Source organism: Polaromonas sp. CF318, from assembly GCF_000282655.1.
Taxonomy (GTDB): Bacteria; Pseudomonadota; Gammaproteobacteria; order Burkholderiales; family Burkholderiaceae_C; genus Polaromonas.
Genome location: NZ_AKIV01000074.1, coordinates 1 through 22,373 on the forward strand (window position 1 = coordinate 1; position 22,373 = coordinate 22,373).

The following is a 22,373-nucleotide window of genomic DNA, read 5'->3' on the forward strand; positions in this document are numbered from 1 at the left end:
CGGCAGGGCGGCCGCAGGGCTTGCCGCTGCGCCCGCGCGGGCAACAGCCACGTCCATCACCGCTTCAGCCGCTGGCGCCGCCTGCGGCAACCACACGCGCACCCCCATCTCGCGCAGCATGGCGCGATGCCGTTTGTCGAGGTCCAGGCTCATAGGGCCAGGCTCATGACCACGGCATCTTCGCGCGCGGATGCGCCGGCCGGGTAGTAGTTGCGGCGCGTGCCGACATGGCGAAAGCCGTAGCATTCGTACACCGCCTTGGCGCGCGCATTGCTCACGCGCACCTCCAGCCACAGCCACTGCGCGCCCTGGGCACGCGACCAGATGGCCAAGCCGTCGAGCATGACACGGGCCCAGCCCTGGCGCTGGTGTTCGGGCGCGACGGTGATGTTGAGCAGGTGCACCTCATCCACGCCCTTCATGGCCACGAAATAACCCAGCAACCGGGCGTCGGGGGCATTGCCGGCTGTCAACAGCTGCGCCTGGTAGCCGGCATTGAGCGAGTCCAGGAAGTTGCCCTGGGTCCAGGGCTGGCTGTAGGCGCTTTGCTCCACCCGCAGCACCGCGTCCAGCCATGCGGGCGTCATGGCTTCGAACTGGGCTTCCAGGGGCTTGAGGATGGCGTTCATGGTGAAAGGGGCGGGACTTCAGCGAGGAGCTTGGCGGCCTTGACCTGCTCGCGCTCCTCGGTGGTGAGCGCTACTTTATCGCGAACGTAAAGCGGCAGGGCAAGCTCGGCGCTCACGCAGTGCCCGGCGGCGGCCAGCATGGGTGCCAGGCGCAGCAAGGCGGCGGCCGTGGGCAGGGCCTCGGCCTGCGTGGGCATGGCGGCCGGCAGTCGCCCGGCGTAGACGGCAAACACATTGCCGGCCAGCAACCCGGCCGCCGCATCGGGAACAAAGTCCTCGGGCCGCAACAGCTCGCATTCACCCAGCGCGCGGCACTGCCCATCGCTGAATTCAAAGCTCTGCACATACATCTCGTCCATGCGCGCGTCGAGCAGCGCCGTGACGGTGGACGGCTTGGCGCCGGGCTGCTGCGAGCGCGCCTCCTCGGCCACCGCCATCAGCGTGTCTATGGGCAGCACAGGCATGCCCGCGCCGTCCCTTGCGCCAAAGGCGAGGCCCTGGGCCACGGCGCAGGCGGTGCGCAGGCCGGTAAACGAGCCCGGGCCGCGCCCGAAGGCGATGGCATCCAGCTCGCCCAGCGCCAGCCCGGCCTCGGCCAGCAGCGCGAGGACGGCCGGGATCAGCGTGGTCGAGGCCTGCGCGCCGCCGGGACCGCTGTGCTGCCAGATCCGCGCGCCGTCGGTCACGGCCACCGACATGCGGTCGGTGCTGGTGTCAAAGGCGAGGAATTTGAGAAATGGGGGCATGCGGTCGGTCGGGTGTATCGGGGCCGTCGGGTATCTGCACCCGATTATCCCCGCCAATGGCCGGCGCGCTGCCGCGATAATCCCCGCATGACCCAAGACCCGCCGCGACCGCGCGCGCCGCATGCCGTCGCGCGGGGCCTGCTGGCCGCCGCGCTGATCGCCGCCCTGCCCTGCATTCCCCGCACCGCCCTGGCGCAAGCCCCGCGCCTGCCCGCCCCGATTGAAAAAGCCCTGGCGCGCGCCAAGGTGCCGCGCGACGCGGTGTCCATGCTGGTGGTCGAAGCGGCCAGCGGCAAGCCGGTGCCGCGCCTGAGCTGGCGCATAGACACGCCCATGAACCCAGCCTCGGTCATGAAGCTGGTCACCACCTATTCAGCACTCGATGCACTGGGGCGCGACTTCACCTGGAAAACCAGGGTGATGCTGGACGGCAGCACCTCGGGCGGCCTGCTTAACGGCAACTTGGTGGTGCAAGGCGGGGGAGACCCCAAACTCGTCGTGGAGCGCCTGCAGGCCCTGCTGGCCCAGGTGCAGGCCGGTGGCGCGCGGGTGATTCGCGGTGACATCGTGCTGGACCGCAGCGCCTTCAGCGTGCCCGCCACCGACCCCGGCGAGTTTGACGGCGAACCGCTGCGGCCCTACAACGCGCGGCCTGATGCGCTGCTCATCAACTTCAAGTCCATCGTGATGACTTTCACACCGGACCTGCCCAGCGGCCGCGCGCTGGTGCGCTACGAGCCGCCGCTGGCGGGCGTGCAGGTGGGCACCAGCGTGCCCATGGTGCGCGTGGCGCGCTGCGGCGACTGGCGCAGCGAGCTGCGCGCCAGCGTCGAGAACCCGCTCAACATCGAGTTCCTGGGCACTTATTCGTCGGCCTGCGGCGAAAAAGTCTGGCCCAGCGCCTATGCCGACCCGGCCAGCTTTGCCGCTCGCGCCATCGAGGGCTCGTGGCGGCAGCTGGGCGGCCTGCTGACCGGCACGGCGCGCGACGCGACGCCGCAGGAACTGGCCATGCTGCGCAGCACCGGCACGCTCTCGGGCGAAAAAGCCTCTATACGGTTTGAGCACCAGTCGCCGCCGCTGCTGGATGTGGTGCGCGACATCAACAAATACTCGAACAACGTGATGGCCCAACACGTCTTTTTGACGCTGGGCCTGCATGCCGGCCTGGGCCAGCCCAAAGCCGGCACGCTCGAATCGGCCCACGCCGCGCTGGCCGCCTGGTGGAAAAAAAACCTGCCGGGCACGGCGCCGCCCTTGATGGACAACGGATCGGGCCTGAGCCGTCAGGAGCGTGTGACGGCGGCGGCCCTGTCGGCCCTGCTGCTGCATGCCGCCAGAAGCCCGCTGGCCGCGGACTTTGCCGATTCGCTACCCGTGGCGGGTGTGGACGGCACGCTGCGCGAGCGCGGCAAGAACGTGGCGGGGCTGGCCTTCCTGAAGACCGGTTCACTGCGCGACGTGAGCGCGATCGCGGGTTACGCCAACGGCCACAGCGGCGCGCGCTATATCGTGGTGGGGCTCATCAACCACCCGAACGCCGGCGCCGCGCGCCCGGCGTTGGACGCGCTGCTGGAATGGACTGTGAAAGAAGCGGCCCGCTAGGGGGTTTCCTGCCTCGGGGCAGGCAAGTTATCCCTGAGGGGTGTGGACAAAGCTGTTGATGACCCCGGGGCTTGAGGGCCAAAACCCCATCTGGCGCGGCTTGCGCCACAATGCCTGAAATTTGGGCAGCCGCCTGTCCGGCGTGGCAGGCTGAACCGGAGCCTCATCATGCAAGCAAGCAGCCATTCCCCCACCAGCCAACAGGTGTATTGCCTGGTGCTGACCACAACCGCCACGGCGCAGGAAGCGCAAAACCTGGCCCAAGGCATTGTCGAGGCCCGATTGGGCGCCTGCGTGCAGATCCAGCCCATCCAGAGCATTTACCGCTGGCAGGGCAGGCTGTGCAACGAAACCGAATTTCGCCTGACGGTCAAAGCGCCGCAGGCGCGCTACGAGGCGTTGGAGCGCTTTATCCGCGCGCACCACAGCTATGAAACGCCGGAGATAGTGCAGATACCGATCTCCGCGGGCTCCGCGGCCTATTTGCAGTGGCTTGACGAGACAACGCAGGGCGGGCCGGACGAGCCGGAGCCCGAGGGGCAGTTCGCGCTGCCTTAAAAACAGGCTCTAAGAGCGCGCCTCGCGCAAGGACGCCGTTAGCAGCCCCAGGCCCAAGGCGCCCACAGCCACCGAAGCGATGCGGTCGGCCGTGCCCCTTGTGCGGGCATAGGCCAGCCGCACCCGCTCGCGCGAAAACAAATAAGCCAGCAGCGTATGCCAGCACAACGCGTTGACCACGATCATGGCCACCGCCGCGGTCTGCAAAGCCGGGCTGGGCGAAGCCGGAAACGATGCGGCAAACACGCTGCCGAAAAACAGCGCCGACTTGGGGTTGGTGATATTGGTCAGAAAACCAAGCCGGAAAGCCGCCGGCGAAGACACCGTGGGACCGGTATTGCCCAACGCCATACCGCCGGAGCGCCAGAGCCGGCTGGCGACATAAAGCAGGTACAGGCCGCCGGCCACCTGAAGCGCCAGGCGCAGCCCTGGAAAAACTTGAAAGACCGCATTGACACCCAGCACCGCGCAGAGCGCCCAGATCGCGGCCCCCGCCGTCACGCCCAGGGCCGCGAACACCGCGCTGCGCGCGCGGTCGCTGGCCGCGAGCTGCGACACCAGCAGGACGTTGGCGCCGGGGCTCATCATGGCCGCGACGTGGAGAAACCAGATGGTGATGAGGATGGAAAGCATGGTCGTCCTAAGTGCAGTGATGTCGATAGCGCGGGCGCCTTCCGATCAAGGCGCCGCCGGCAGGTCGCTTCTTTGCAGCAGCACGGCCCGCTGGTCCATGGCCCGGATGGTCCAGCGCCCGCTGGTCCAACTCGGCAGTTTTTCAACCATCCTGAAATCCCGGTGGCTCAGGAGCATGTAGCGTACATCGTACTTTTGCACGTAGTCAACCAGCAGCGCGTCATCCTGGAAAAGGCGGCCATTGAGCCATGTGTAGGCGCCTCCATAGGAGTCGATTCGTGAATCGATGGAAGGACGAAGCCGTGGATAGGCGCGATAAACCAATTCCGCTCCAAGCTCGTATGAATTGATCACGTTGCCCCGCAAATCAGGGGCGCTCAACTTCTTGATCATGAAGCTGGTATAGCTCGGGCTGATCCCCAGCGCCGAATGCGGAAAGGCGCCGAAGGCGTTGCCGAATTGCGAAGCCAGCCCCAACACCAGCGCTGCCGCGAAAGTACAAACCGCATAGATCCGGATGGAGGTCTTTGCGCCTTGCTGTCCCGCCGTCGCCAGCGCCGAAAGTACAAATGCCGCGACCATGCCCTGATAGACGAGGAACCGGACGGTTTTCAGCGCCAGGATCAGGAACATCAGATACAGCAGCGCGTCTACCGCGCTGAGCCTGCGCCATTGAACCAACATCACCGTAGCCGTGGCGGCCGCGCAACCAAGCCCCATCCACACTGCGGGGACTTCATACCAGCCCGGGCTAAAAGTTGGCATCCATTCATTGATGATCAATTTGTCCGTATCGGCGTGCCCGAAGTTCACGACAAACTGCAGGAGGTCCAGGCCGAAGGGGTTGACCAGGCACGCGGCCAGGGTGGCGATGGTGAAAATGGCGAATGCCTTGGGAATTTGCTTTTGGCGCAGATCCCCCGCAGTACCTGAACGAAGCCCGTCCAGCCACAGGCCCACGGCATAGATCGCCGCGATGATGGGCGCCAGGATAAAGGAGCCATGTGTGTTGGCCCAAAGAACCACCACCAGCAACGCACCGGCCCACGCGAGTACCCGCGGCCTTTGTCGGCAAGCTTCCAGCAGGAGCCAGTAAAAACCCAGAAGGAACAGCGAAACAAGCTCGGGACGCAGGAAATGGCGCTGGTTTTCAATGCCCACGGCCAGAAGGCCCAGCAGCAAGGCGATCGGCAAATTCTTGCCGCTGCGCCGATAGGCAAGCCAGGCCATAAGGCAGAACAGCGCGACCCCGGCGGCACCCATGGCCAAGGGGAGTCCATCCTCGCCAACCAGGCCGATGAGCCAGTAGAACATCAGGGACGGCAACCATTCGTGCGCATTGAAACGGGCGTCGCGTATCTCCGTGAAGGGAAACAGAATGGTCTTCGGGATGGCATGGTCCCGGGCGATGAGCTCTCCCACCTTGGCCTGCAGCCAGAAGTCATTGGACACCTGCGGCACAACGCTGATGAAGACCACCGCGATGATGATCATCGCCAAGGCCGACATGCGCCAGATCTTTAGCCAGGGGCTTGCATGTGAAGCACTCGCTGACGCGCTGTCCAGGGGGTGTTGTGACGCGGAGTGCTCCAAAATACGCTTCCCATTTAAGTGTTGACTGAACCGCTTTTCGGCACAGCGCGTTCATTCCTGCGCAGCGACCGCCCCTGTTGGCGGAGCCTCGTTTATACCCCGGCGCGCCGCGGCATGGCGTGCCTCAGCTCGCGGCGGCACGCCCCAACCGGTCGCGCACGCCGTCCCATTCGGCGCCCAGCGGCGGGTTTTCCACCCAGATCAGCTTGACGCCCTTGGCGTCGAAATCGCGCAGCACGGCAAACAGCTGCTGGGCCGTGGCCAGCGCATCGTCGGGCATGCGGCGGTATAGCACCTTGTCGGACTTGATGCGCACGATGCTCCGCGCATAGACCGCGATGTGGGCCGCGTCGGCGCCCAGCAGGTCCAGCGCGGTCTGTATCGGCCCGGCATCCATCAAGCGCAGTTTGGCGTTGGGGGCGTAATGCGCCTCCAGTGTGCCGGAGGCGCGCGGCGCTTCACCCACAAGGTCCAGGGCCTGCTGCTCGAATTCATCCTTGCCCAGCACGGCTTCGCCGCAGGCCGCTTCCAGCTGCGCGCGCGTGAGCACGCCAGGGCGCAGCAGCACGGGCCGACCGCGCGTGCAGTCGACGATGCTGGACTCGATGCCGACATCGCAGGGGCCGCCGTCCAGCACCAGCAGGCCGTCGCCGAACTCCTGCCGCACATGCTGCGCGGTGGTGGGGCTGACGCGGCCGAAACGGTTGGCGCTGGGACCGGCCACGCCGGTGTTGCAGGCCTTGAGGAAAGCCAGCGCGACGGGGTGCGAGGGGCAGCGCAGGCCTATGGAATCCTGGCCGCCGGCGGCGGCCGCGGCGACGCCCGGCTTGCGCGGCAGGATCACCGTGAGCGGCCCGGGCCAGAGGGTTTTCATCAGGCGTGCGGCAAAAGGCGGCACGCCGCTCGCGTAAAGCTCTACGTGCGCGGCGTCGGCCACATGCACGATGAGCGGATGGTCGGCCGGCCGGCCCTTGGCCGCAAAAATGCCGGCGACAGCGTGATCGCTGGACGCGTCGGCGCCCAGGCCGTACACCGTTTCGGTCGGGAAGCCGACCATCTCGCCCGCCTGGATGCGGCGGGCGGCCTCAGCAATGGCCTGTGGATCGGTGCCGGACAGAATCATCAGATGTCTTCAAGGCCGGGCAGCCCCAGGATGGCGGCCGCCTGGCGCGCCGTGGCCTGGACCGCGGCGATATCGGCGCCGGTGACATTGAGGTGGCCCATTTTGCGGCCGGCGCGCGCTTCGGTCTTGCCGTAAAGGTGCAGGTGTGTGCCCGGCAGCGCCAGCACGGCCTGCCAGTCGGGCGTGCGCGCCCGGCCATGGGCATCGAACCAGACATCGCCGAGCAGGTTGAGCATGATGGCCGGCGAATGCTGGCGCGGCTGCGGCAGCGGCAAGCCGGCCATGGCGTGGACCTGCAGGTCGAACTGCGACACGTCGCAGGCATCCATCGTGTAATGGCCGCTGTTGTGCGGGCGCGGCGCCATTTCATTGACGACCAGTGCGCCGTCGGTGCTGCCGTCGTCGACCAGGAAAAACTCGACGCAGAGCACGCCCACATAGCCGACGTGGTGGGCGATGGTGTGGGTGGCGGCCAGCGCGCGTTGCGCCAGGGTGGCCGGCATATTGCCCTCATAGGCCTGGGTGACGGCCAGGATGCCGTCGACGTGCACATTGCGCTGCGGCGCGAAGCTCACGATACGGCCGTCCCAGCCGCGCGCCACGATGACCGAGCACTCGGCCTTGAGCGGCAGCATTTTTTCGAGCACACAGGACGCCTGCTTGAGGCCCGCCCAGGCGGTGGCGAGTTCGGCCGCGTTCTTGACGCGGACCTGGCCCTTGCCGTCATAACCCATGCGCGCGGTTTTTAAAATGCCGGGCAACAGGTCGGCCGGCACTGCAATGAGCTGCGCCTCGGTTTCTATGACCGCGTAGGGCGCGCAGCCAACCCCGGCCAGCGCACCCGACTCGGCGGCGCTGGCGGTGAAGTGGGATTTTTCCTCGATGCGGTTTTGCGCGATGGCAACGGCGGCCGCGCCCGGTGCCACGGGGCGGCTGGCGGCCAGGGCCTGCAGGGCGCCCGCAGGCACGTTCTCAAATTCGGTGGTGATGGCGGCGCACAGCGCGGCCAGTTGCTTGAGGCCTTGCTCGTCGGCGTAGCCGGTCTGGATGTGGTGGTGGCTGACCAGGCCCGCCGGGCTTTGCGCGTCGGGGTCCAGCACGGCGGTGAAATAGCCCAGGCGCTGCGCGGCATGCACAAACATGCGGCCCAGTTGGCCGCCGCCCATCACGCCCAGCGTGGCGGGCTGGCCGGAGGCGGAAACAGTGCCGGGAAAAACGGGGAGACCGGAAGGAAGGCTCATGCGGGCGGCAGGGTCATGGCGTGCGCGGCGGCGGTCTGCTCGGCGCGAAAGGCCTGCAGTTTGGCGGCCAGCGCCTTGTCGTGCAGGGCCAGCATGGCGACGGCGAACAGGGCCGCATTGGCGGCGCCGGCGTTGCCGATGGCGAAGGTGGCGACGGGAATGCCCTTGGGCATTTGCACGATGCTGTGCAGCGAATCGACGCCTTGCAGGTGCTTGCTGGCCACCGGCACGCCCAGCACCGGCACTACCGTCTTGGCGGCCAGCATGCCGGGCAGGTGGGCCGCACCACCGGCGCCGGCGATGATGGCCTGCAGACCGCGGCCCGAGGCGGCTTCGGCATAGGCGAATAACTCGTCGGGCATGCGGTGGGCCGACACCACGCGCGCTTCATGCGCCACGCCGAACTGCGTGAGGATCTGCACCGCGTGCTGCATGGTCTCCCAGTCGCTGCTGGAGCCCATCACCACGCCTACCAGGGCGGCCGGATTGTTTGTCGTCGTCATTGGGACCTTCTGGGTCTTGGGTTGCAGGCCGTTCGCCCGTAACCCCTGATTTTAAGGGTTGGGCGCGCGGGCGGCGGCAAACAGGCCCTGCATGCTATCGTTTGGGCCTGCTCCCGGGCCACGCCGGCCGCGCCGCGGCGGTTGAAACCCCTTATTCCAGCCCCACTTTCACTGAATCATGATAGACGTCACCATTGCCAATTTCGAAGCGGAAGTCGTTGCCGCTTCCATGACCACCCCCGTGCTGATCGACTTCTGGGCGCCGTGGTGCGGCCCCTGCAAGTCGCTGGGCCCGATTCTGGAAAAGGTGGAAGTGGAATACGCCGGGCGCTTCAAGCTCGTGAAGATCGACTCCGACCAGGAGCAGCAGCTGGGCGCGGCCTTCGGCATACGCAGCATCCCGACCTGCATCCTGATGATGAACGGCCAGCCGGTAGACGGCTTTGCCGGCGCCCTGCCCGAGGGCAAGGTCAAGGAGTTCCTGGACAAGCACCTGCCGCCGGCAGAGGAGGCAGAAGAGCCGGAACTGGCGCTCGAGGAAGAAAGCACAGACCCGGCCGCCGTGCTCGAAAAACTGCAGCACGCCGTGGCCGCCAACCCGGCCGACGACAACGCGCGCTTCGACTACGTGAAGCTGCTGCTGCAGATGGGTCGCGAGGACGATGCCAAAGTGGCGTTTGCACCCGTGATCGCGCAGACCACGGTGGTGCGGCGTTTTGACTCGCTCAAGCGCTGGATGGACGCCATGGATTTTGCCGCCACGCAGGGTGCGGGCGACGCTGCCGGCCTGGACGCCAGGATTACGGCCAACAAGCGCGACTTTGAGGCGCGTTTTGACAAGGCGCGCGGGCTGATGGTGCAGCAGCGCTGGACCGACGCTCTTGACGAGCTGCTGGAAATCCTGATGCGCGACAAGGCCTGGAACGAGGAGCTCGCGCGCAGGACCTATATCGCCATCCTCGACATCATGGAAGCCCCCAAACCCAAGGTGGCCGACGGGCAGATCCCGCCCGAGGACCCGGTTGTGGTGACCTACCGCCGCCGCCTCAGCAGCGTGGTGTTGAGTTGAGCCAAGTCCCGCTCACGAGCCAAAAAGCCAGCGGGTCAGGGCAAAAGCAAAACCGAAGAGCGCGGCGTAGCCGGCAACCTCCACACTGAATTCGCGGCGCGATTCGCGCCAGGCGCGCAGCCGCTCGACCAGCAGGCCCGCCATCACGGGCGCCAGCAGCAGGTTGAGGATTTGCAGCCAGTGCAGGCGTATTGCCAGGTGGGGTACGACCAGCACGGTCAAGATGCCGGCGGCAATGCCGGTCATGACGGACCATGCCGTTTCCTGCGCCGCCGTCAATTCATGGTCGCGCCCGCGCAGCTTGTACCAGGCGGCCTTGAACGCACCCCCGAACATCTCGCCAAAAAGCTGCAGAAACAGCTCGCCGAAAAACTCGAACAGCAGTTCCAGCAGGAATTCCATCGCGGCGCCGGGCTGGGCCTGGGCTTCAGGCCGTCAACCGGGTCAGCGCTTCCTGGTATTTGGCGGCCGTCTTGGCGACCACATCGGCCGGCAGGTGCGGCGACGGCGGGGTCTTGTCCCAGGGCTTGCCGTTGATGCGCACGGCCTCCAGCCAGTCGCGCACGAACTGCTTGTCGTAACTGGGCGGATTCAGGCCAGCCGCATAGGCGGCTTCATAGCCCTCGATGGGCCAGTAGCGCGAGGAATCGGGCGTCAGCACCTCGTCCATCAGGGTCAGCGTGCCGTTTTCGTCGAGTCCGAACTCGAACTTGGTGTCGGCAATGATGATGCCCTTGGTCAGCGCGAAGGCTGCTGCGGTGCTGTAGATCTCTATGCTGATTTTTTTGATCTGCGCGGCAAGCTCGGGGCCGACGACCTTGACCACCTGTTCATAGCTGATGTTTTCGTCGTGCTCGCCGGCTTCGGCCTTGGCGGCCGGCGTGAAGATGGGTTCGGGCAGCTTGCCGGCGTTCTTCAGGCCCGCGGGCAGGGGCACGCCGCAGACGGCCTGGCTCTCCTGGTATTCCTTCCAGCCGCTACCGGCCAGGTAGCCGCGCACCACAGCCTCGACCGGGATGGGCTTGAGGCGTTTGACCAGCATGGAGCGGTTCACCACCTGCGGCACTTCGGCCGGGGTGACCACGCTCTCGGGCGCCTCGCCGGTCAGGTGGTTGGGGCAGATATGGCCCAGCTTGGCGAACCAAAACAGCGCCATCTGCGTAAGCAGCGCGCCCTTGCCGGGAATCGGCTCGCCCAGGATGACGTCGAAGGCGCTGAGCCGGTCGCTGGCCACCATCAGCAGCCTGTCCTTGCCCACGGCGTAGTTGTCGCGCACCTTGCCGCGCGCGAGCAGGGGCAGGGAGGTCAGGGCGGAGGTATGGAGTGCTTGGGTCATGGTGCAGGCGTGGGAGAGGGAGTCAACGTAAAAAGCCCGCGACTCGCAAGAGCCACGGGCTTTGAATTATCGCCAATCCGCGCGGGCGGTTGGCGGGTTTATTCACGCCGTCTTAATGGACGACCTGGGCCAGCTCGCCCTTGGCGTATTTGGCGGCCACGACCTGCAGGGCGTCGCCCTTGATCTTGGCGCCCTGGCCTTCGCATCCGAACTGGATGTAGCGCTGCTTGCAGATCTGCTTGGCGGCTTCGCGGGCGGGCTTGAGCCATTCGCGGGCATCAAATTTTTCGGGGTTTTCGGCCAGGAACTTGCGCACCGCGGCCGTCATGGCCAGGCGGATGTCGGTGTCGATGTTGATCTTGCGCACGCCGTGCTTGATGGCTTCCTGGATTTCCTCGACGGGCACGCCGTAGGTTTCCTTCATGTTGCCGCCGTACTGGCGAATCTGGGCCAGCAGTTCCTGCGGCACCGAGGAGGATCCGTGCATCACCAGGTGGGTACTGGGAATGCGCTTGTGGATTTCCTTGATGCGGTCAATCGCCAGGATGTCGCCGGTGGGCTTGCGGGTGAATTTGTAGGCACCGTGGCTGGTGCCGATGGCGATCGCCAGCGCGTCGATCTGGGTGCGCTTGACGAAGTCGGCGGCCTGCTCGGGATCGGTCAGCAGCTGCTCGCGCGTCATGGTCGCATCGGTCCCGTGGCCGTCTTCCTTGTCGCCCTTCATGGTTTCCAGCGAACCAAGGCAGCCGAGTTCGCCTTCCACAGTGACACCGTATTTGTGGGCCAGCTGCGAAACCTTTTTCGTCACCTCGACGTTGTAGTCGTAGCTGGCGATGGTTTTGCCGTCGGCCTCGAGCGAGCCGTCCATCATCACGGACGAAAAGCCGAGGTCTATGGCGCCCTGGCAGACGTCGGGGTTCTGGCCGTGATCCTGGTGCATGACCAGGGGGATGTTGGGATACATCTCGATGGCCGCCTGGATCAGGTGCTTGATGAAGGGCTCACCGGCATATTTGCGCGCGCCGGCGCTGGCTTGCAGGATGACGGGCGCGCCGGTCTCCTTGGCCGCTTCCATGACGGCCTGCACCTGCTCGAGGTTGTTGACGTTAAAAGCCGGAATGCCGTAGCCGTTGACTGCCGCATGGTCCAGCAGCTCGCGCATCGAAACGAGTGCCATGATCAGAATCCCCAGAAAGTTAAAAACGCTGCCAGAAAAGGCGGGTTCCCGGCGGAAGGCCGTGCAACACGAGGGCTGCCTGGTGGGCCGTAACCGCGAAGTAACCGAAGGCCTCATTCTACCGGCTGCGTAAAGACCATTTATTTAAGAAGTTAGCGGCAGAATCATGCGGTAACACCGTGTAAAAGGCACGGGCGCGGGTGTCTGCCCAAAGTGGCCGCCGTGCACGTCCATCACTCGGCCCACGATTTTGTGGCCCAGACCCAGTCTTTCGGTGGAAGGCGCCGCGGCGCCCAGACGGGCCTGACCGTCGTCGCAGACCTGCAGCCATGCGCCGCTGCCATCACGGCCCCACTGGACACAGACGGCCGTGCCCCGGGCCGTGTGCTGCAGCGCGTTATCGACGAGGTTGCGCAGGGCCAGTTCGAGCAGCAGCGGATGGGCCAGTATCTCGATGCCGTCCTCGCCCTGCACGCTGAGTGTGTGGCCGCTTTCCCAGGAGGCCTGCGCATAGCCGGCCACCACCTGCCCGACCAGGGCACCCAGGTCCAGGCGCTGCATCTGCTGCTGCAGGTCGGCGCGGCTGGCCCGCGCCAGCGCCAGCAACTGGGTAATGACGTGCCCGGCGCGCATCGCGTCGGCGCCTACCTGCGCGAGCGCCTGTTCGCGCGCGCGGGGTGAAAGCTCCCCGCGCAGCGAGGCCGCCTGCAGGGCAATGGAGGACAGCGGAGTGCGCAATTCATGGGCCACCTCGCTGGCCAGTTGTCGCTCGCGCTCCAGCGAAGCCTGCTGCTGGCCCACCAGCGTGTTGATGGAACGCACGACCGAGTTGAACTCGCGGTAGGGGTGGCGGGCCTCAAGGCGCTCGGCCTTGTCGACCTCAAGTTCGGCCACGTCACGCGACAGCGCCTGCAAGGGTCGCAAGCCGCGCCAGATGGCCGCGCCCAGCGCGAGCGCCACCACAGGCAGCAGCCACAGGCCCGGCTCCGCCAATTGCCCGGCGACGTCGGCGGCCATCTCGTCGCGCTCATCGGCGCGAACCAGCACGGTGACCTGCCGCGCGTGCGGGGTGTCCCACTGTGAAAAGCTGCGCCACGTGGCCGGCGGCGTGCCCAGTTCGAGGTCGGCGAAACCGGACTGTTCACTGAAAGGCGGCACAGGCGCATCGCCCGAGCGGGCCAGCAGCCGGCCGTCGGCGCCGCGCACCAGCACGCTTAGGGAAGGCTGGTAGTCATGGCTCTTGAGCGTGGGAATGGCGGGACGGACGGTCTCCCTCGCCGCGCCGACAAAGGGCGGCAGGTCCAGGTTGAGCATCAGGGCAGCGGTGCCGGCCAGGTGCCCGTCGGTCAGCTCGCCCGCCTCATGGATTCCGGTCCGGTAGCCCACCGCCACGAAGCCGGCCCAGACCAGCAGCAGCGCCGCCAGCACCCACAGCAGCAGGCGGCGCGTGAGCGACGCCTGCGCACGCACCGCGGGCTTCATGCGCCATCCTCCCGCGGTATGAAGTAGCCGACACCGCGCAGGGTCTGGATCAGGCCCTCGCCCAGCTTGCGCCGCAGGTGGTGCACATGTACCTCGACTGCATTGCTGCCGACGGCGTCCTGCCAGTTGTAGAGGCGCGCCTCGAGCTGCTGGCGCGACAGCACCCGGCCGCGCGACTCCAGCAGCAGGCGCAACAGGGCGAACTCGCGCGGCGCCAATTCAATGGCCTGCCCCGCGCGCACCACCGTGCGGGCCGCCGGGTCTATCACCAGTTCGCCGTGGGCCAGCAGCGGATGGGCGCGGCCGGCCGCGCGCCGCAGCAGCGCGCGCATGCGCGCCTCGAGTTCGTCGAGGTCAAAAGGCTTGACCAGGTAGTCGTCGGCGCCCAGGTTCAGGCCCGAGATGCGGTCGGCGACCTGGTCGCGCGCGGTCATGATGAGCACCGGCGTCAGCGGGTCGGGCAGCGCCCCGGGCGCGCCCGCGCGGACTTGGCGCAGCCGCAGCAGCAGGTCGCCGCCATCGCCATCCGCCAGCCCCAGGTCCAGCAGCACGAGGTCAAACGGCTCGCTGGACAGGGCCGACCAGGCCGACGCCAGGCTGGCGCAGGTATCCACCGCATAGCCCCTCTGCTGCAGGTTGGTCCGCAGGCCCAGGGCGATGCCGGCATCGTCTTCGACCACCAGGATTCGCATCGCGCCATTGTCGGCGCTTCGGACGGCGGCAGGGTGTACCGCGGGGCGCCCGCAAGGCCTTAAGGATGAGTTAAGACGCCCCCTCTATCTTGCGGCCTCCCCTGCCTGGATCACACCCCACTTCCGAATCCCATGACCGCTACTCCCTTTACCGGCGACATTACTCCCCTTGTGTCGCGTGTTCGCCTGGGAACGCTGCTCGGCCTCGCGCTGCTCATTGCCTGGGACCATTCAGGCCTGGACCTGTGGATGGCGCACTGGTTCGGATCTTCGTCGGGATTTCCGCTGGAGGACCACTGGTTCTGGCGCGGCACGCTGCACGACGACATACGCTGGCTGCCATGGGTAGTCGAACTGGCGCTGCTGGCGGCCGTGGCGCGGCCCTTCGGTGCCCTGCGACGGCTGGCCGCCGAGCGCCGCGTCCAGCTGGCGCTGACCACCCTGGTCTCGCTGCTGGTGATATCCACCCTCAAGCTGCACAGCCTCACAAGCTGCCCCTGGGAGCTACGCGAGTTCGGCGGTACCGTGGCCTATGTGTCGCACTGGGCTTGGGGCGTGCGCGACGGCGGCAGCGGCGGCTGCTTTCCGGCCGGCCATGCCTCGGCGGGTTTTGCGTTTATCGGCGGTTTTTTTGCGTTCCGCCACGCCCTGCCCCGGACAGCGCGGCGCTGGCTGGCCGGCGCCCTGCTGGCGGGTCTGGTGCTGGGCCTGGCGCAACAGGTGCGCGGCGCCCACTACATGAGCCACACGCTCTGGACCGCCTGGCTCTGCTGGGCCTCGGCGGCGCTGGTGGACAACATCGTCAGCCAGGTGCTTTCACAAAGGCCGTCGCCGGCTCAGGCCCGGGTGCCTGCGCTCGCAACACTGAAGCCGTAGATCCCGGGCGCGAAGCTCTTAACCTAGCAGGGGCCGCGGAACGGGCTTTGCCCGGCCGCAGGCGCAGCGGCCCCCTCGGGGGGCAGGGAGCTACACGAAGTGAGCGACCGTGGGGGTCATATATCTAGGCCACCCGGCAAATTTTCAGCATGTTGGTGCCGCCCGGCGCGCCCATGGGCTCGCCGCAGGTGATGGCATAGACGTCGCCGCTTTGCACGATGTTGCGGCGCAGCAGGTGGCCTTCGGCCTGCTCGAGCGCGGTATCGCGATCGGCACTGGTGTCCATGAGCAAGGGCCGCACGTTGCGGTAGATCGCCATCTTGCGCTGCGTGGCCAGGCGCGGCGTGAGCGCGTAGATCGGCACGCGGATGTCGTGGCGACTCATCCATAGGGGCGTGGAGCCGCTGTCGGTCAGCGCGACGATGGCCTTGGCGCCCAGGTGGTGGGCGGTGAACAGCGCGCCCATGGCGATGGACTGGTCGATGCGGCTGAAGGTCTTGCCGGAGAAATCGCCTTCGAGTTCCTTGTATTCGGCTTTCTCGGCTTCCTCGCAGATCTTGGCCATTTCCTCCACCGTCTCCAGCGGGTACTTGCCGGCGGCGGTTTCGGCGCTGAGCATCACCGCATCGGTGCCGTCCAGCACCGCGTTGGCGACGTCGCTGACCTCGGCGCGCGTGGGCACCGGGTTGACGATCATGGACTCCATCATCTGCGTGGCGGTGATGACGACCTTGTCGCCGGCACGCGCCATCTTGATCATGCGTTTTTGCAGGGCCGGCACGGCGGCATTGCCGACCTCGACGGCCAGGTCGCCGCGGGCCACCATGATGCCGTCGCTGACCTGCAGGATTTCCTCGAGCTTGGGAATCGCTTCGGCGCGCTCGATCTTGGCGATCAGGCCGGGCTTGTGTTTGTAAGGCGCGGCGGCCACGTTGCACAGCTGGCGCGCCATTTCCATGTCGGTGGCGTTTTTGGGAAAGCTCACGGCCACGTAGTCGGCCTGGAAGCTCATGGCCGTCTTGATGTCTTCCATGTCCTTGGCGGTCAGCGCCGGGGCGGTCAGGCCGCCGCCCTGCTTGTTGATGCCCTTGTTGTTGGACAGCTCGCCGCCCAGCTTGACGGTGGTGTGCACTTCTTCGCCACGCACCATGTCGACGGTCAGCACGATCAGGCCGTCGTTAAGCAGCAGCACGTCGCCGGGTTTCACGTCGCGCGGCAATTCCTTGTAGTCCAGGCCCACGCCCTTCAAGTCGCCGGGTTCGGTGCGGGAGGCGTCGAGGATGAATTTCTCGCCGGGCTCGAGCTGGACCTTGCCTTCGGCGAACTTGCCGACGCGGATCTTGGGGCCCTGCAGGTCGGCCATGATGGCGACTTCGCGGCCGGCGCGCTGGGCGGCTTCGCGCACGAGCTGGGCCCGGTCCACATGGTCCTGGGCCGTGCCGTGGCTGAAATTGAGGCGCACCACGTTGACGCCGGCGCGGATCATTTTCTCCAGCAGTGCGGGGTCGCTGGAGGCGGGTCCGAGGGTGGCAACGATCTTGGTGGCGCGACGCGGCATAGTGAATGTCTCCATGTAATTTAGTTTCCGATTTTCACACGGAAACAGTTACAAAGGCGTTACCAATTCGCGCCAGGGGGTCATCCCCCGGCCCGCGCGGCGGGAAAAGCAGGCGCTCAGCCCGCGGCGCGTTTCTGCAAAATTTCAAAGGCCGGCAGCGTCTTGCCTTCCAGCACTTCGAGGAAGGCGCCGCCGCCAGTGGAAATGTAGCCCACCTGCTTTTCGATGCCGTACTTGGCGATCGCGGCCAGCGTATCGCCGCCGCCGGCGATGGAAAACGCGCTGCTTTCTGCGATGGCGCGCGCAATGCCTTCGGTGCCCTTGGCGAAGGCGTCGAACTCGAACACGCCGACCGGGCCGTTCCAGACGATGGTGCCGGCAGCCTTGAGCTGCGCGGCCAGCCGCGCCGTGGTTTGCGGGCCTATGTCGAGGATCAGGTCGTCATCGGCCACGTCGGTGGCGGCCTTGACGGTGGCCGGCGCATCGGCGGCAAAGCTCTTGGCGGTGACCACGTCGGTCGGGATCGGCACCTCGGCGCCGCGCGCTTTCATGGCGTCAATCACGGCCTTGGCTTCGGCCAGCAAATCGGCTTCGGCAAGGCTTTTGCCAATCTTCAGGCCGGCGGCCAGCATAAAGGTGTTGGCGATGCCGCCGCCCACAATGAGCTGATCGACGTTGGCGGCCAGCGACTTGAGGATGGTCAGCTTGGTGGATACCTTGCTGCCGGCCACGATGGCGACCAGCGGCCGGCGCGGGCTGGACAGCGCCTTGGAGATCGCGTCCATTTCGGCGGCCAGCAGCGGGCCGGCGCTGGCCACGGGCGCGTACTGCGCGATGCCGTAGGTGGAGGCCTCGGCGCGGTGGGCGGTGCCGAAGGCGTCATGCACAAAGATGTCGCAGAGCGCGGCCATCTTGCGCGCGAGTTCTTCGCTGTTTTTCTTCTCGCCCTTGTTGAGGCGACAGTTCTCCAGCAGCGCCAGTTGGCCGGGTTTGATGTCCACGCCGTCCACCCAGTTGGGCACCAGGTTCACTTCGCGCCCCATGAGTTCGCCCAGCCGTTTGGCCACGGGCGCCAGCGAATCGGCCGGCTTGAACTCACCCTCGACGGGCCGCCCGAGGTGGGAAGTCACCATCACCGCGGCGCCCGCGTCCAGCGCCATCTGTATGCAGGGGATGGAGGCGCGCACGCGCGTGTCTTCGGTGATGTTGCCGGCGTCATCCTGCGGCACATTGAGATCGGCACGGATGAACACGCGCTTGCCGGCAACTTTGCCGCTGGCGCACAGGTCGGAAAAACGGATGAAATTCATGGAAAGGCTCGCAAGGGAAGTGAAATTTCAGGCCGGTGCCGGCCTGAGCTGCCGCAATTGTAGGCGGGCGTTTTTCCTGCAAGCCCCACTGCGAGGCGCCTTTGCGTTTGCTTACCTGCCTACCATCCCAAATAGATGTGCAGCGGCAGGTAAACCGCCATGCCGGCCAGGATAGTTCCCAGCACGCCATGGCGCCAGTAATACCAGGCCGTACCCGCGACGACGGCAAACAAGCGGGCGTCCTTCCAGGTGGCGATCAAATGGCCCTGGCTCATCACCATTTCGGGGATGATGACCGCCGCCAGGGCGGCGATGGGCGCGTAATGCAGGCCGCGCTGGGCCCAGGCCGGCAGGGTCCAGGGTTTGTCCGACAGGAAAAAGAAGCTGCGCGTGATGACGGTGATGGCCGTCATGCCGAGTATGGTGGCCACGGTCCAGAGATCGGTCTGGTTCATGCGGCGTCTCCGGGGGCGGGTGCTGCGGGTTTGGCCGCCGGTTTTTCCAGCAGCAGGCAGACGGCAACTGCGGCGGCGATGGCCACCAGGATATTCAGCTTGAGCGGCAGGGCGAAGGTGGCCACGGCGGCTGCGCCGGCGATGGCCGCCGACACCGCGCGCAGACGGGTGGTGGCCAGCGAGCACATGATGCCCAACAAGGCCAGGATGCCGGCAAAGCCCAGGCCCCACGACAGCGGAATGGAATTGGCCAGCACGATGCCCAGCAGGCTGGCGCCCACCCAGCTCACCCAGCCGGTCGCGCAGTTCCCTATCCAATAGGCTTCCTGCGCTGCAATGACGGCGGGGTCTGTGCCGGGATGCGGGAAACGCCTGGTGAACAGCACGTAATTCAAGTCAGCCATCAGATATCCGTGGGCCAGGCGTTTGCAAAGGCTCTGGTGCATGACATAAGGCCGCAAATGTGCGCTGAACACCATAAAGCGCAGATTGACGCAGAACGCAGTGGCCAGAATCACCCACATCGGGGCGCCGGCGACGATGAGCGGAAGAGCGGCCAGCTGTGAGCTGCCGGCAAACACCAGGATGGCCATCAGCAGCACCTCAACGAGGCTCATGCCCGACTTGATCATGGCCACACCCGTCATCAGCCCCCAGGCCGCGATGCCAGGCGCGACCGCCGCCATGTCGTTGACGCCCGCCCGGAAATCCGGATGCTTGAACAATCTTTTCACAAAACCCTCATTCCTGTTGATCTGCCGACGCGTGGCTGAACACCATGCCGGGCCGGATATCGAAGCCGCGCAAAAAATCGGCCGCATCCAGCGCCTTGCCGCCGGCTTTTTGCAGGCGGCTCACGCGCAGCACGCCATCCACCGCGGCGATATCTATGCCTTGCGCACTGGCAGCCAGCACCTGGCCCGCCCCGGCATCAGCGGGCCGGACCGCGTCGGCCAGGATTTCGGCGCGCCAGAACTTGAGGGTCTGGCCCGCCAGCACGCCGGCCGCACCGGGAAAGGGGTTGAAGGCACGGATTCGGCGCTCCAGCACGGCGGCGCCTTGCGTCCAGTCCGTCATGGCTTCGTGTTTTTCAATCTTGTGGGCGTAAGTCACACCTTCGGCCGGCTGGGGCGTGGCAGTCAAGCCGCCGCAGGCCGCCAGTTCCAGCGCCTCCACGATAAGCCGCCCGCCCAGCCCCGCCAGGCGGTCATGAAGAGACCCCGTGGTGTCACCGGCGGCGATCGGCAGCTTGTCCACCAGCAGCATGTCGCCGGTGTCCAGGCCCGCATCCATTTGCATGATAGTGATGCCGGTTTCCGCATCACCGGCCTCGATGGCGCGGTGAATCGGCGCGGCGCCGCGCCAGCGCGGCAGCAAGGATGCATGGATATTGAGGCAACCCAACCGGGGGGTGTCCAGCACCCACTGCGGAAGGATCAGCCCATAGGCGGCAACGACCATGACGTCCGCTTTGGCGGCCAGGATGGCCTCACGGGCTGAAGCCGCGTCATCGGGGAATTTGCCGTCCAGCCGCAGGCTGCGCGGCTGGGCGACGGGGATGTGGGCGCTTGCCGCCCACTGTTTGACGGGGGAAGCCTGCAGTTTCATGCCGCGGCCGGCGGGGCGGTCGGGCTGGGTCAGGACCAGGGAGATCTCAAAACCGGCTGCGTGCAATCTTTCGAGGGCCACGCGGGCGAACTCAGGGGTACCGGCAAATATGACGCGCATGGCGCCTGATTCTAAAGACCCCTGGGGAAATCCCGGGGTCACGGCGGCAAAGCCCGCATCCCCGGCGGCTGGGATCAGCCGGCGGACTCGCGCTCTTCGTCCTTTTTCTGCTTGATCATCTTGGTTTTGATGCGGTTGCGCTTCAGGGGAGAGAGATATTCGACAAACACCTTGCCCAATAGGTGGTCCATTTCATGCTGGATGCAGACCGCCAGCATGCCTTCGGCCTCATAGACCTGGGGCTTGCCGTCCAGGTCCAGGGCCTGGACCTTGATGGCGATGGAGCGCTCCACCCCGTCATAGATACCGGGCACCGACAGGCAGCCTTCGTCGCCGACACGCTTTTCCTCGCTGGCCCAGAGGATTTCGGGGTTGATCAGCACCATGGGCTGGTTGCGGTCTTCACTCACGTCGATGACGATCAGGCGCTCGTGCACATTGACCTGGGTGGCGGCCAGGCCTATGCCGGAGGCCTCGTACATGGTTTCAAACATGTCGTCGGCCAGCTTGCGCAGGCGTGCATCAACGGCGGCCACGGGTTTGGCCACCGTGTGCAGGCGGGGGTCGGGGTAACGAAGAATGGTCAGCTGGCTCATGGGGGAAAGCAAGGGGAAATGAAGGCCCGGGGGGGAGATGTCGCTATTTTCGCCACTTTTCTCGGTTTTTCGGCATCCTGATATTCCCAGAATCGCGTATTCGTTGCTTAATCAAGGGCTTAGGTACAAAATCGTTAGTAATTTATCAAGATATGACACGGTCTTTTCCGCCTGATTCCGTTGCGGATCGCGCCGTGCCAGTCCTCTAAAAGCGCCGAAGGCCTACAAAGATGCAAACAATTTTTGGTCGTTTCAGTCAAATTTCAATAGCCGCCACCGCCCTCCTGGGCATCGCCGGCGGCCTGCATGCCCAGAATTTCCCCATCACACCGGGCCAAAAAGCAACAGCCACCCAGGTGGCCCAGGCCGGGGTCCCTCTCAGTGAGTTGGCGCCCAATGCACCGGACGAGTACACGGTCAAGCGCGGCGACACGCTGTGGGCCATTTCCGGTATGTTCCTCAAAAGCCCGTGGCGCTGGCCGGAGCTGTGGGGCATGAACCTGCAGGACATCCGCAACCCGCACCGCATTTATCCAGGGCAGCATCTTTACCTGGACAAAACCGGCGGCCGCGCCACCCTGCGCACGCGCCAGGCCTCCAGCGACGGCCCACCGACCGACACGGTACGCGTGTCGCCCCGCACCCGTTATGAGTCCCTGGCGGACAACTCCATTCCCACGCTGTCGCCCAACGCCATCGAGCCCTTCCTCTCGGAAGCCGTCCTGGTGGACGACGCGACCTTCTCAAGGGCTCCCCGCATCGTCGCAGCCCAGGAAGGCCGCGTGCTGCTCAGCCGCGGGGACCGCGCCTATGCGCGCGGCGAATACGTAGGCGGCGTGGCCACCGGCAACCCCCTGAGCGATGCCAAGGACCAGCCGCTGGACTACCGCGTCTATCGCAATGCCACCCCCCTGAAAGACCCGACCACCCAGCAGATTCTGGGCTACGAGGCACAATACATCGGCAAGGCCGAATTGATGCGCGGCGAATCCGTCATGCAGGTGCCGGGCAAGGACGGCAAGCCTCAATCGGAAATCGTGCCAGCCACGATTGACATCGTTTCCACCAAGGAAGAGATGCGGGTCGGAGACCGCCTGCTTCCCGACCCGCCCCGGGAACTGGTCAGCTACGTTCCGCACGCACCCGCCACCCCGGTCACGGGCCAGATCGTGTCGATTTACGGCAGCGCCGTGGCGAACGCGGCCGAAAACCAGGTCGTGGTGATTAATCGCGGCGCCAAGGACGGCCTTGAACGCGGCCACGTCATGGCCATCCTCAAGGACGGCGAGCGGCTGGCCGACAAGACCGACAGCGCGCGGCCGCAAATCAAGCTGCCCAATGAGCGCAACGGCCTGATGATGGTGTTCCGCACCTTCGACAAGCTCTCCTACGCGCTGATCTTGCAGATTACCGACGGCGTGAAGGTCGGCGACCGCTTCACCAACCCGAACTAAGGGCGCTGC

General features: G+C 66.0%; 23 protein-coding genes. 5 read left to right on the forward strand and 18 right to left on the reverse strand.

What is annotated here, in order from left to right; all coding sequences use genetic code 11:
• Positions 1–149: 149 nt before the first annotated feature.
• Together rimI and tsaB are read right to left on the reverse strand one after the other, a co-directional pair.
• A complete protein-coding gene (gene rimI, locus PMI15_RS14020) occupies positions 150–629 on the reverse strand; it encodes a ribosomal protein S18-alanine N-acetyltransferase (RefSeq protein ID WP_007870030.1) in 480 nt (159 codons plus the stop codon).
• On the reverse strand, positions 626–1,375 hold the full coding sequence (gene tsaB, locus PMI15_RS14025; RefSeq protein ID WP_007870031.1) for a tRNA (adenosine(37)-N6)-threonylcarbamoyltransferase complex dimerization subunit type 1 TsaB: 750 nt from the start codon (positions 1,373–1,375) through the stop codon (positions 626–628). Before tsaB ends, rimI begins: the two co-directional genes overlap by 4 nt.
• Before the next feature lie 87 nt (positions 1,376–1,462).
• Here tsaB and dacB point away from each other — a divergent pair, with 87 nt between their 5' ends.
• Together dacB and cutA are read left to right on the forward strand one after the other, a co-directional pair.
• Complete coding sequence (gene dacB, locus PMI15_RS14030; RefSeq protein WP_007870033.1) at positions 1,463–2,980, forward strand: D-alanyl-D-alanine carboxypeptidase/D-alanyl-D-alanine-endopeptidase; 1,518 nt, start codon at positions 1,463–1,465, stop codon at positions 2,978–2,980.
• Between the two features lie 168 nt (positions 2,981–3,148).
• Entirely contained in the window at positions 3,149–3,538 is a 390-nt protein-coding gene (gene cutA, locus PMI15_RS14035) for a divalent-cation tolerance protein CutA (protein WP_007870034.1), read from the forward strand.
• A 9-nt stretch (positions 3,539–3,547) separates the two neighbouring features.
• Here cutA and PMI15_RS14040 read toward each other — a convergent pair whose 3' ends face one another.
• The 5 genes from PMI15_RS14040 to purE form a co-directional block, all read right to left on the reverse strand.
• Complete coding sequence (locus tag PMI15_RS14040) at positions 3,548–4,171, reverse strand: LysE family translocator (RefSeq protein ID WP_007870036.1); 624 nt, start codon at positions 4,169–4,171, stop codon at positions 3,548–3,550.
• Between the two features lie 45 nt (positions 4,172–4,216).
• Entirely contained in the window at positions 4,217–5,680 is a 1,464-nt protein-coding gene (locus tag PMI15_RS14045) for a hypothetical protein (protein ID WP_007870038.1), read from the reverse strand.
• Between the two features lie 208 nt (positions 5,681–5,888).
• Complete coding sequence (locus PMI15_RS14050) at positions 5,889–6,887, reverse strand: L-threonylcarbamoyladenylate synthase (RefSeq protein ID WP_007870039.1); 999 nt, start codon at positions 6,885–6,887, stop codon at positions 5,889–5,891.
• The gene (locus PMI15_RS14055; protein WP_007870041.1) at positions 6,887–8,128 is read right to left on the reverse strand and encodes a 5-(carboxyamino)imidazole ribonucleotide synthase; all 1,242 of its coding nucleotides are present in this window, start codon (positions 8,126–8,128) and stop codon (positions 6,887–6,889) included. The genes PMI15_RS14050 and PMI15_RS14055 overlap by 1 nt, the downstream gene beginning before the upstream one ends.
• Positions 8,125–8,631 (reverse strand): 5-(carboxyamino)imidazole ribonucleotide mutase, encoded by a 507-nt coding sequence (gene purE / locus PMI15_RS14060; protein WP_007870044.1) that lies wholly within the window; start codon positions 8,629–8,631, stop codon positions 8,125–8,127. Before purE ends, PMI15_RS14055 begins: the two co-directional genes overlap by 4 nt.
• A 178-nt stretch (positions 8,632–8,809) precedes the next feature.
• On the opposite strand from purE, the gene trxA reads away from it, so the two are divergent.
• Positions 8,810–9,700: a thioredoxin gene (gene trxA / locus PMI15_RS14065; protein WP_007870046.1), complete on the forward strand. Its 891-nt coding sequence runs from the start codon at positions 8,810–8,812 to the stop codon at positions 9,698–9,700.
• A gap of 12 nt (positions 9,701–9,712) precedes the next feature.
• Here trxA and PMI15_RS14070 read toward each other — a convergent pair whose 3' ends face one another.
• The 5 genes from PMI15_RS14070 to PMI15_RS14090 all read right to left on the reverse strand — a co-directional run bounded on the left by PMI15_RS14070 (position 9,713) and on the right by PMI15_RS14090 (position 14,387).
• Positions 9,713–10,102, reverse strand: coding sequence for a hypothetical protein (locus PMI15_RS14070; protein ID WP_007870047.1), 390 nt, complete (start codon positions 10,100–10,102; stop codon positions 9,713–9,715).
• Between the two features lie 25 nt (positions 10,103–10,127).
• Positions 10,128–11,036: a phosphoribosylaminoimidazolesuccinocarboxamide synthase gene (locus PMI15_RS14075; protein WP_007870049.1), complete on the reverse strand. Its 909-nt coding sequence runs from the start codon at positions 11,034–11,036 to the stop codon at positions 10,128–10,130.
• A gap of 112 nt (positions 11,037–11,148) precedes the next feature.
• Positions 11,149–12,213 carry a class II fructose-bisphosphate aldolase gene (gene fba / locus PMI15_RS14080; protein ID WP_007870050.1) on the reverse strand — a complete coding sequence of 355 codons (1,065 nt, stop codon included), beginning with the start codon at positions 12,211–12,213 and terminating at the stop codon, positions 11,149–11,151.
• Positions 12,214–12,357: 144 nt separating this feature from the next.
• Positions 12,358–13,695, reverse strand: a complete 1,338-nt coding sequence (locus tag PMI15_RS14085; protein WP_007870052.1) for a histidine kinase dimerization/phospho-acceptor domain-containing protein — start codon at positions 13,693–13,695, stop codon at positions 12,358–12,360.
• Positions 13,692–14,387: a response regulator gene (locus PMI15_RS14090; RefSeq protein ID WP_007870054.1), complete on the reverse strand. Its 696-nt coding sequence runs from the start codon at positions 14,385–14,387 to the stop codon at positions 13,692–13,694. Before PMI15_RS14090 ends, PMI15_RS14085 begins: the two co-directional genes overlap by 4 nt.
• Positions 14,388–14,519: 132 nt before the next feature.
• Between PMI15_RS14090 and PMI15_RS14095 the strand changes: the two genes are divergently transcribed.
• Complete coding sequence (locus tag PMI15_RS14095; RefSeq protein WP_007870057.1) at positions 14,520–15,263, forward strand: phosphatase PAP2 family protein; 744 nt, start codon at positions 14,520–14,522, stop codon at positions 15,261–15,263.
• A gap of 124 nt (positions 15,264–15,387) precedes the next feature.
• Here PMI15_RS14095 and pyk read toward each other — a convergent pair whose 3' ends face one another.
• From pyk to def, 6 genes are all read right to left on the reverse strand, one after another.
• Entirely contained in the window at positions 15,388–16,821 is a 1,434-nt protein-coding gene (gene pyk / locus PMI15_RS14100) for a pyruvate kinase (RefSeq protein ID WP_007870060.1), read from the reverse strand.
• Between the two features lie 116 nt (positions 16,822–16,937).
• Positions 16,938–18,131 carry a phosphoglycerate kinase gene (locus PMI15_RS14105; protein ID WP_007870063.1) on the reverse strand — a complete coding sequence of 398 codons (1,194 nt, stop codon included), beginning with the start codon at positions 18,129–18,131 and terminating at the stop codon, positions 16,938–16,940.
• A gap of 119 nt (positions 18,132–18,250) precedes the next feature.
• Positions 18,251–18,586 carry an AzlD domain-containing protein gene (locus PMI15_RS14110; RefSeq protein WP_007870065.1) on the reverse strand — a complete coding sequence of 112 codons (336 nt, stop codon included), beginning with the start codon at positions 18,584–18,586 and terminating at the stop codon, positions 18,251–18,253.
• On the reverse strand, positions 18,583–19,272 hold the full coding sequence (locus PMI15_RS14115) for an AzlC family ABC transporter permease (RefSeq protein ID WP_051001982.1): 690 nt from the start codon (positions 19,270–19,272) through the stop codon (positions 18,583–18,585). The genes PMI15_RS14110 and PMI15_RS14115 overlap by 4 nt, the downstream gene beginning before the upstream one ends.
• A 55-nt stretch (positions 19,273–19,327) precedes the next feature.
• Entirely contained in the window at positions 19,328–20,314 is a 987-nt protein-coding gene (fmt, locus tag PMI15_RS14120) for a methionyl-tRNA formyltransferase (protein ID WP_007870070.1), read from the reverse strand.
• A gap of 74 nt (positions 20,315–20,388) precedes the next feature.
• Positions 20,389–20,910, reverse strand: a complete 522-nt coding sequence (gene def / locus PMI15_RS14125) for a peptide deformylase (protein WP_007870072.1) — start codon at positions 20,908–20,910, stop codon at positions 20,389–20,391.
• Positions 20,911–21,140: 230 nt separating this feature from the next.
• On the opposite strand from def, the gene PMI15_RS14130 reads away from it, so the two are divergent.
• On the forward strand, positions 21,141–22,364 hold the full coding sequence (locus PMI15_RS14130) for a LysM peptidoglycan-binding domain-containing protein (protein WP_007870073.1): 1,224 nt from the start codon (positions 21,141–21,143) through the stop codon (positions 22,362–22,364).
• The last annotated feature ends 9 nt before the right edge of the window (positions 22,365–22,373 follow it).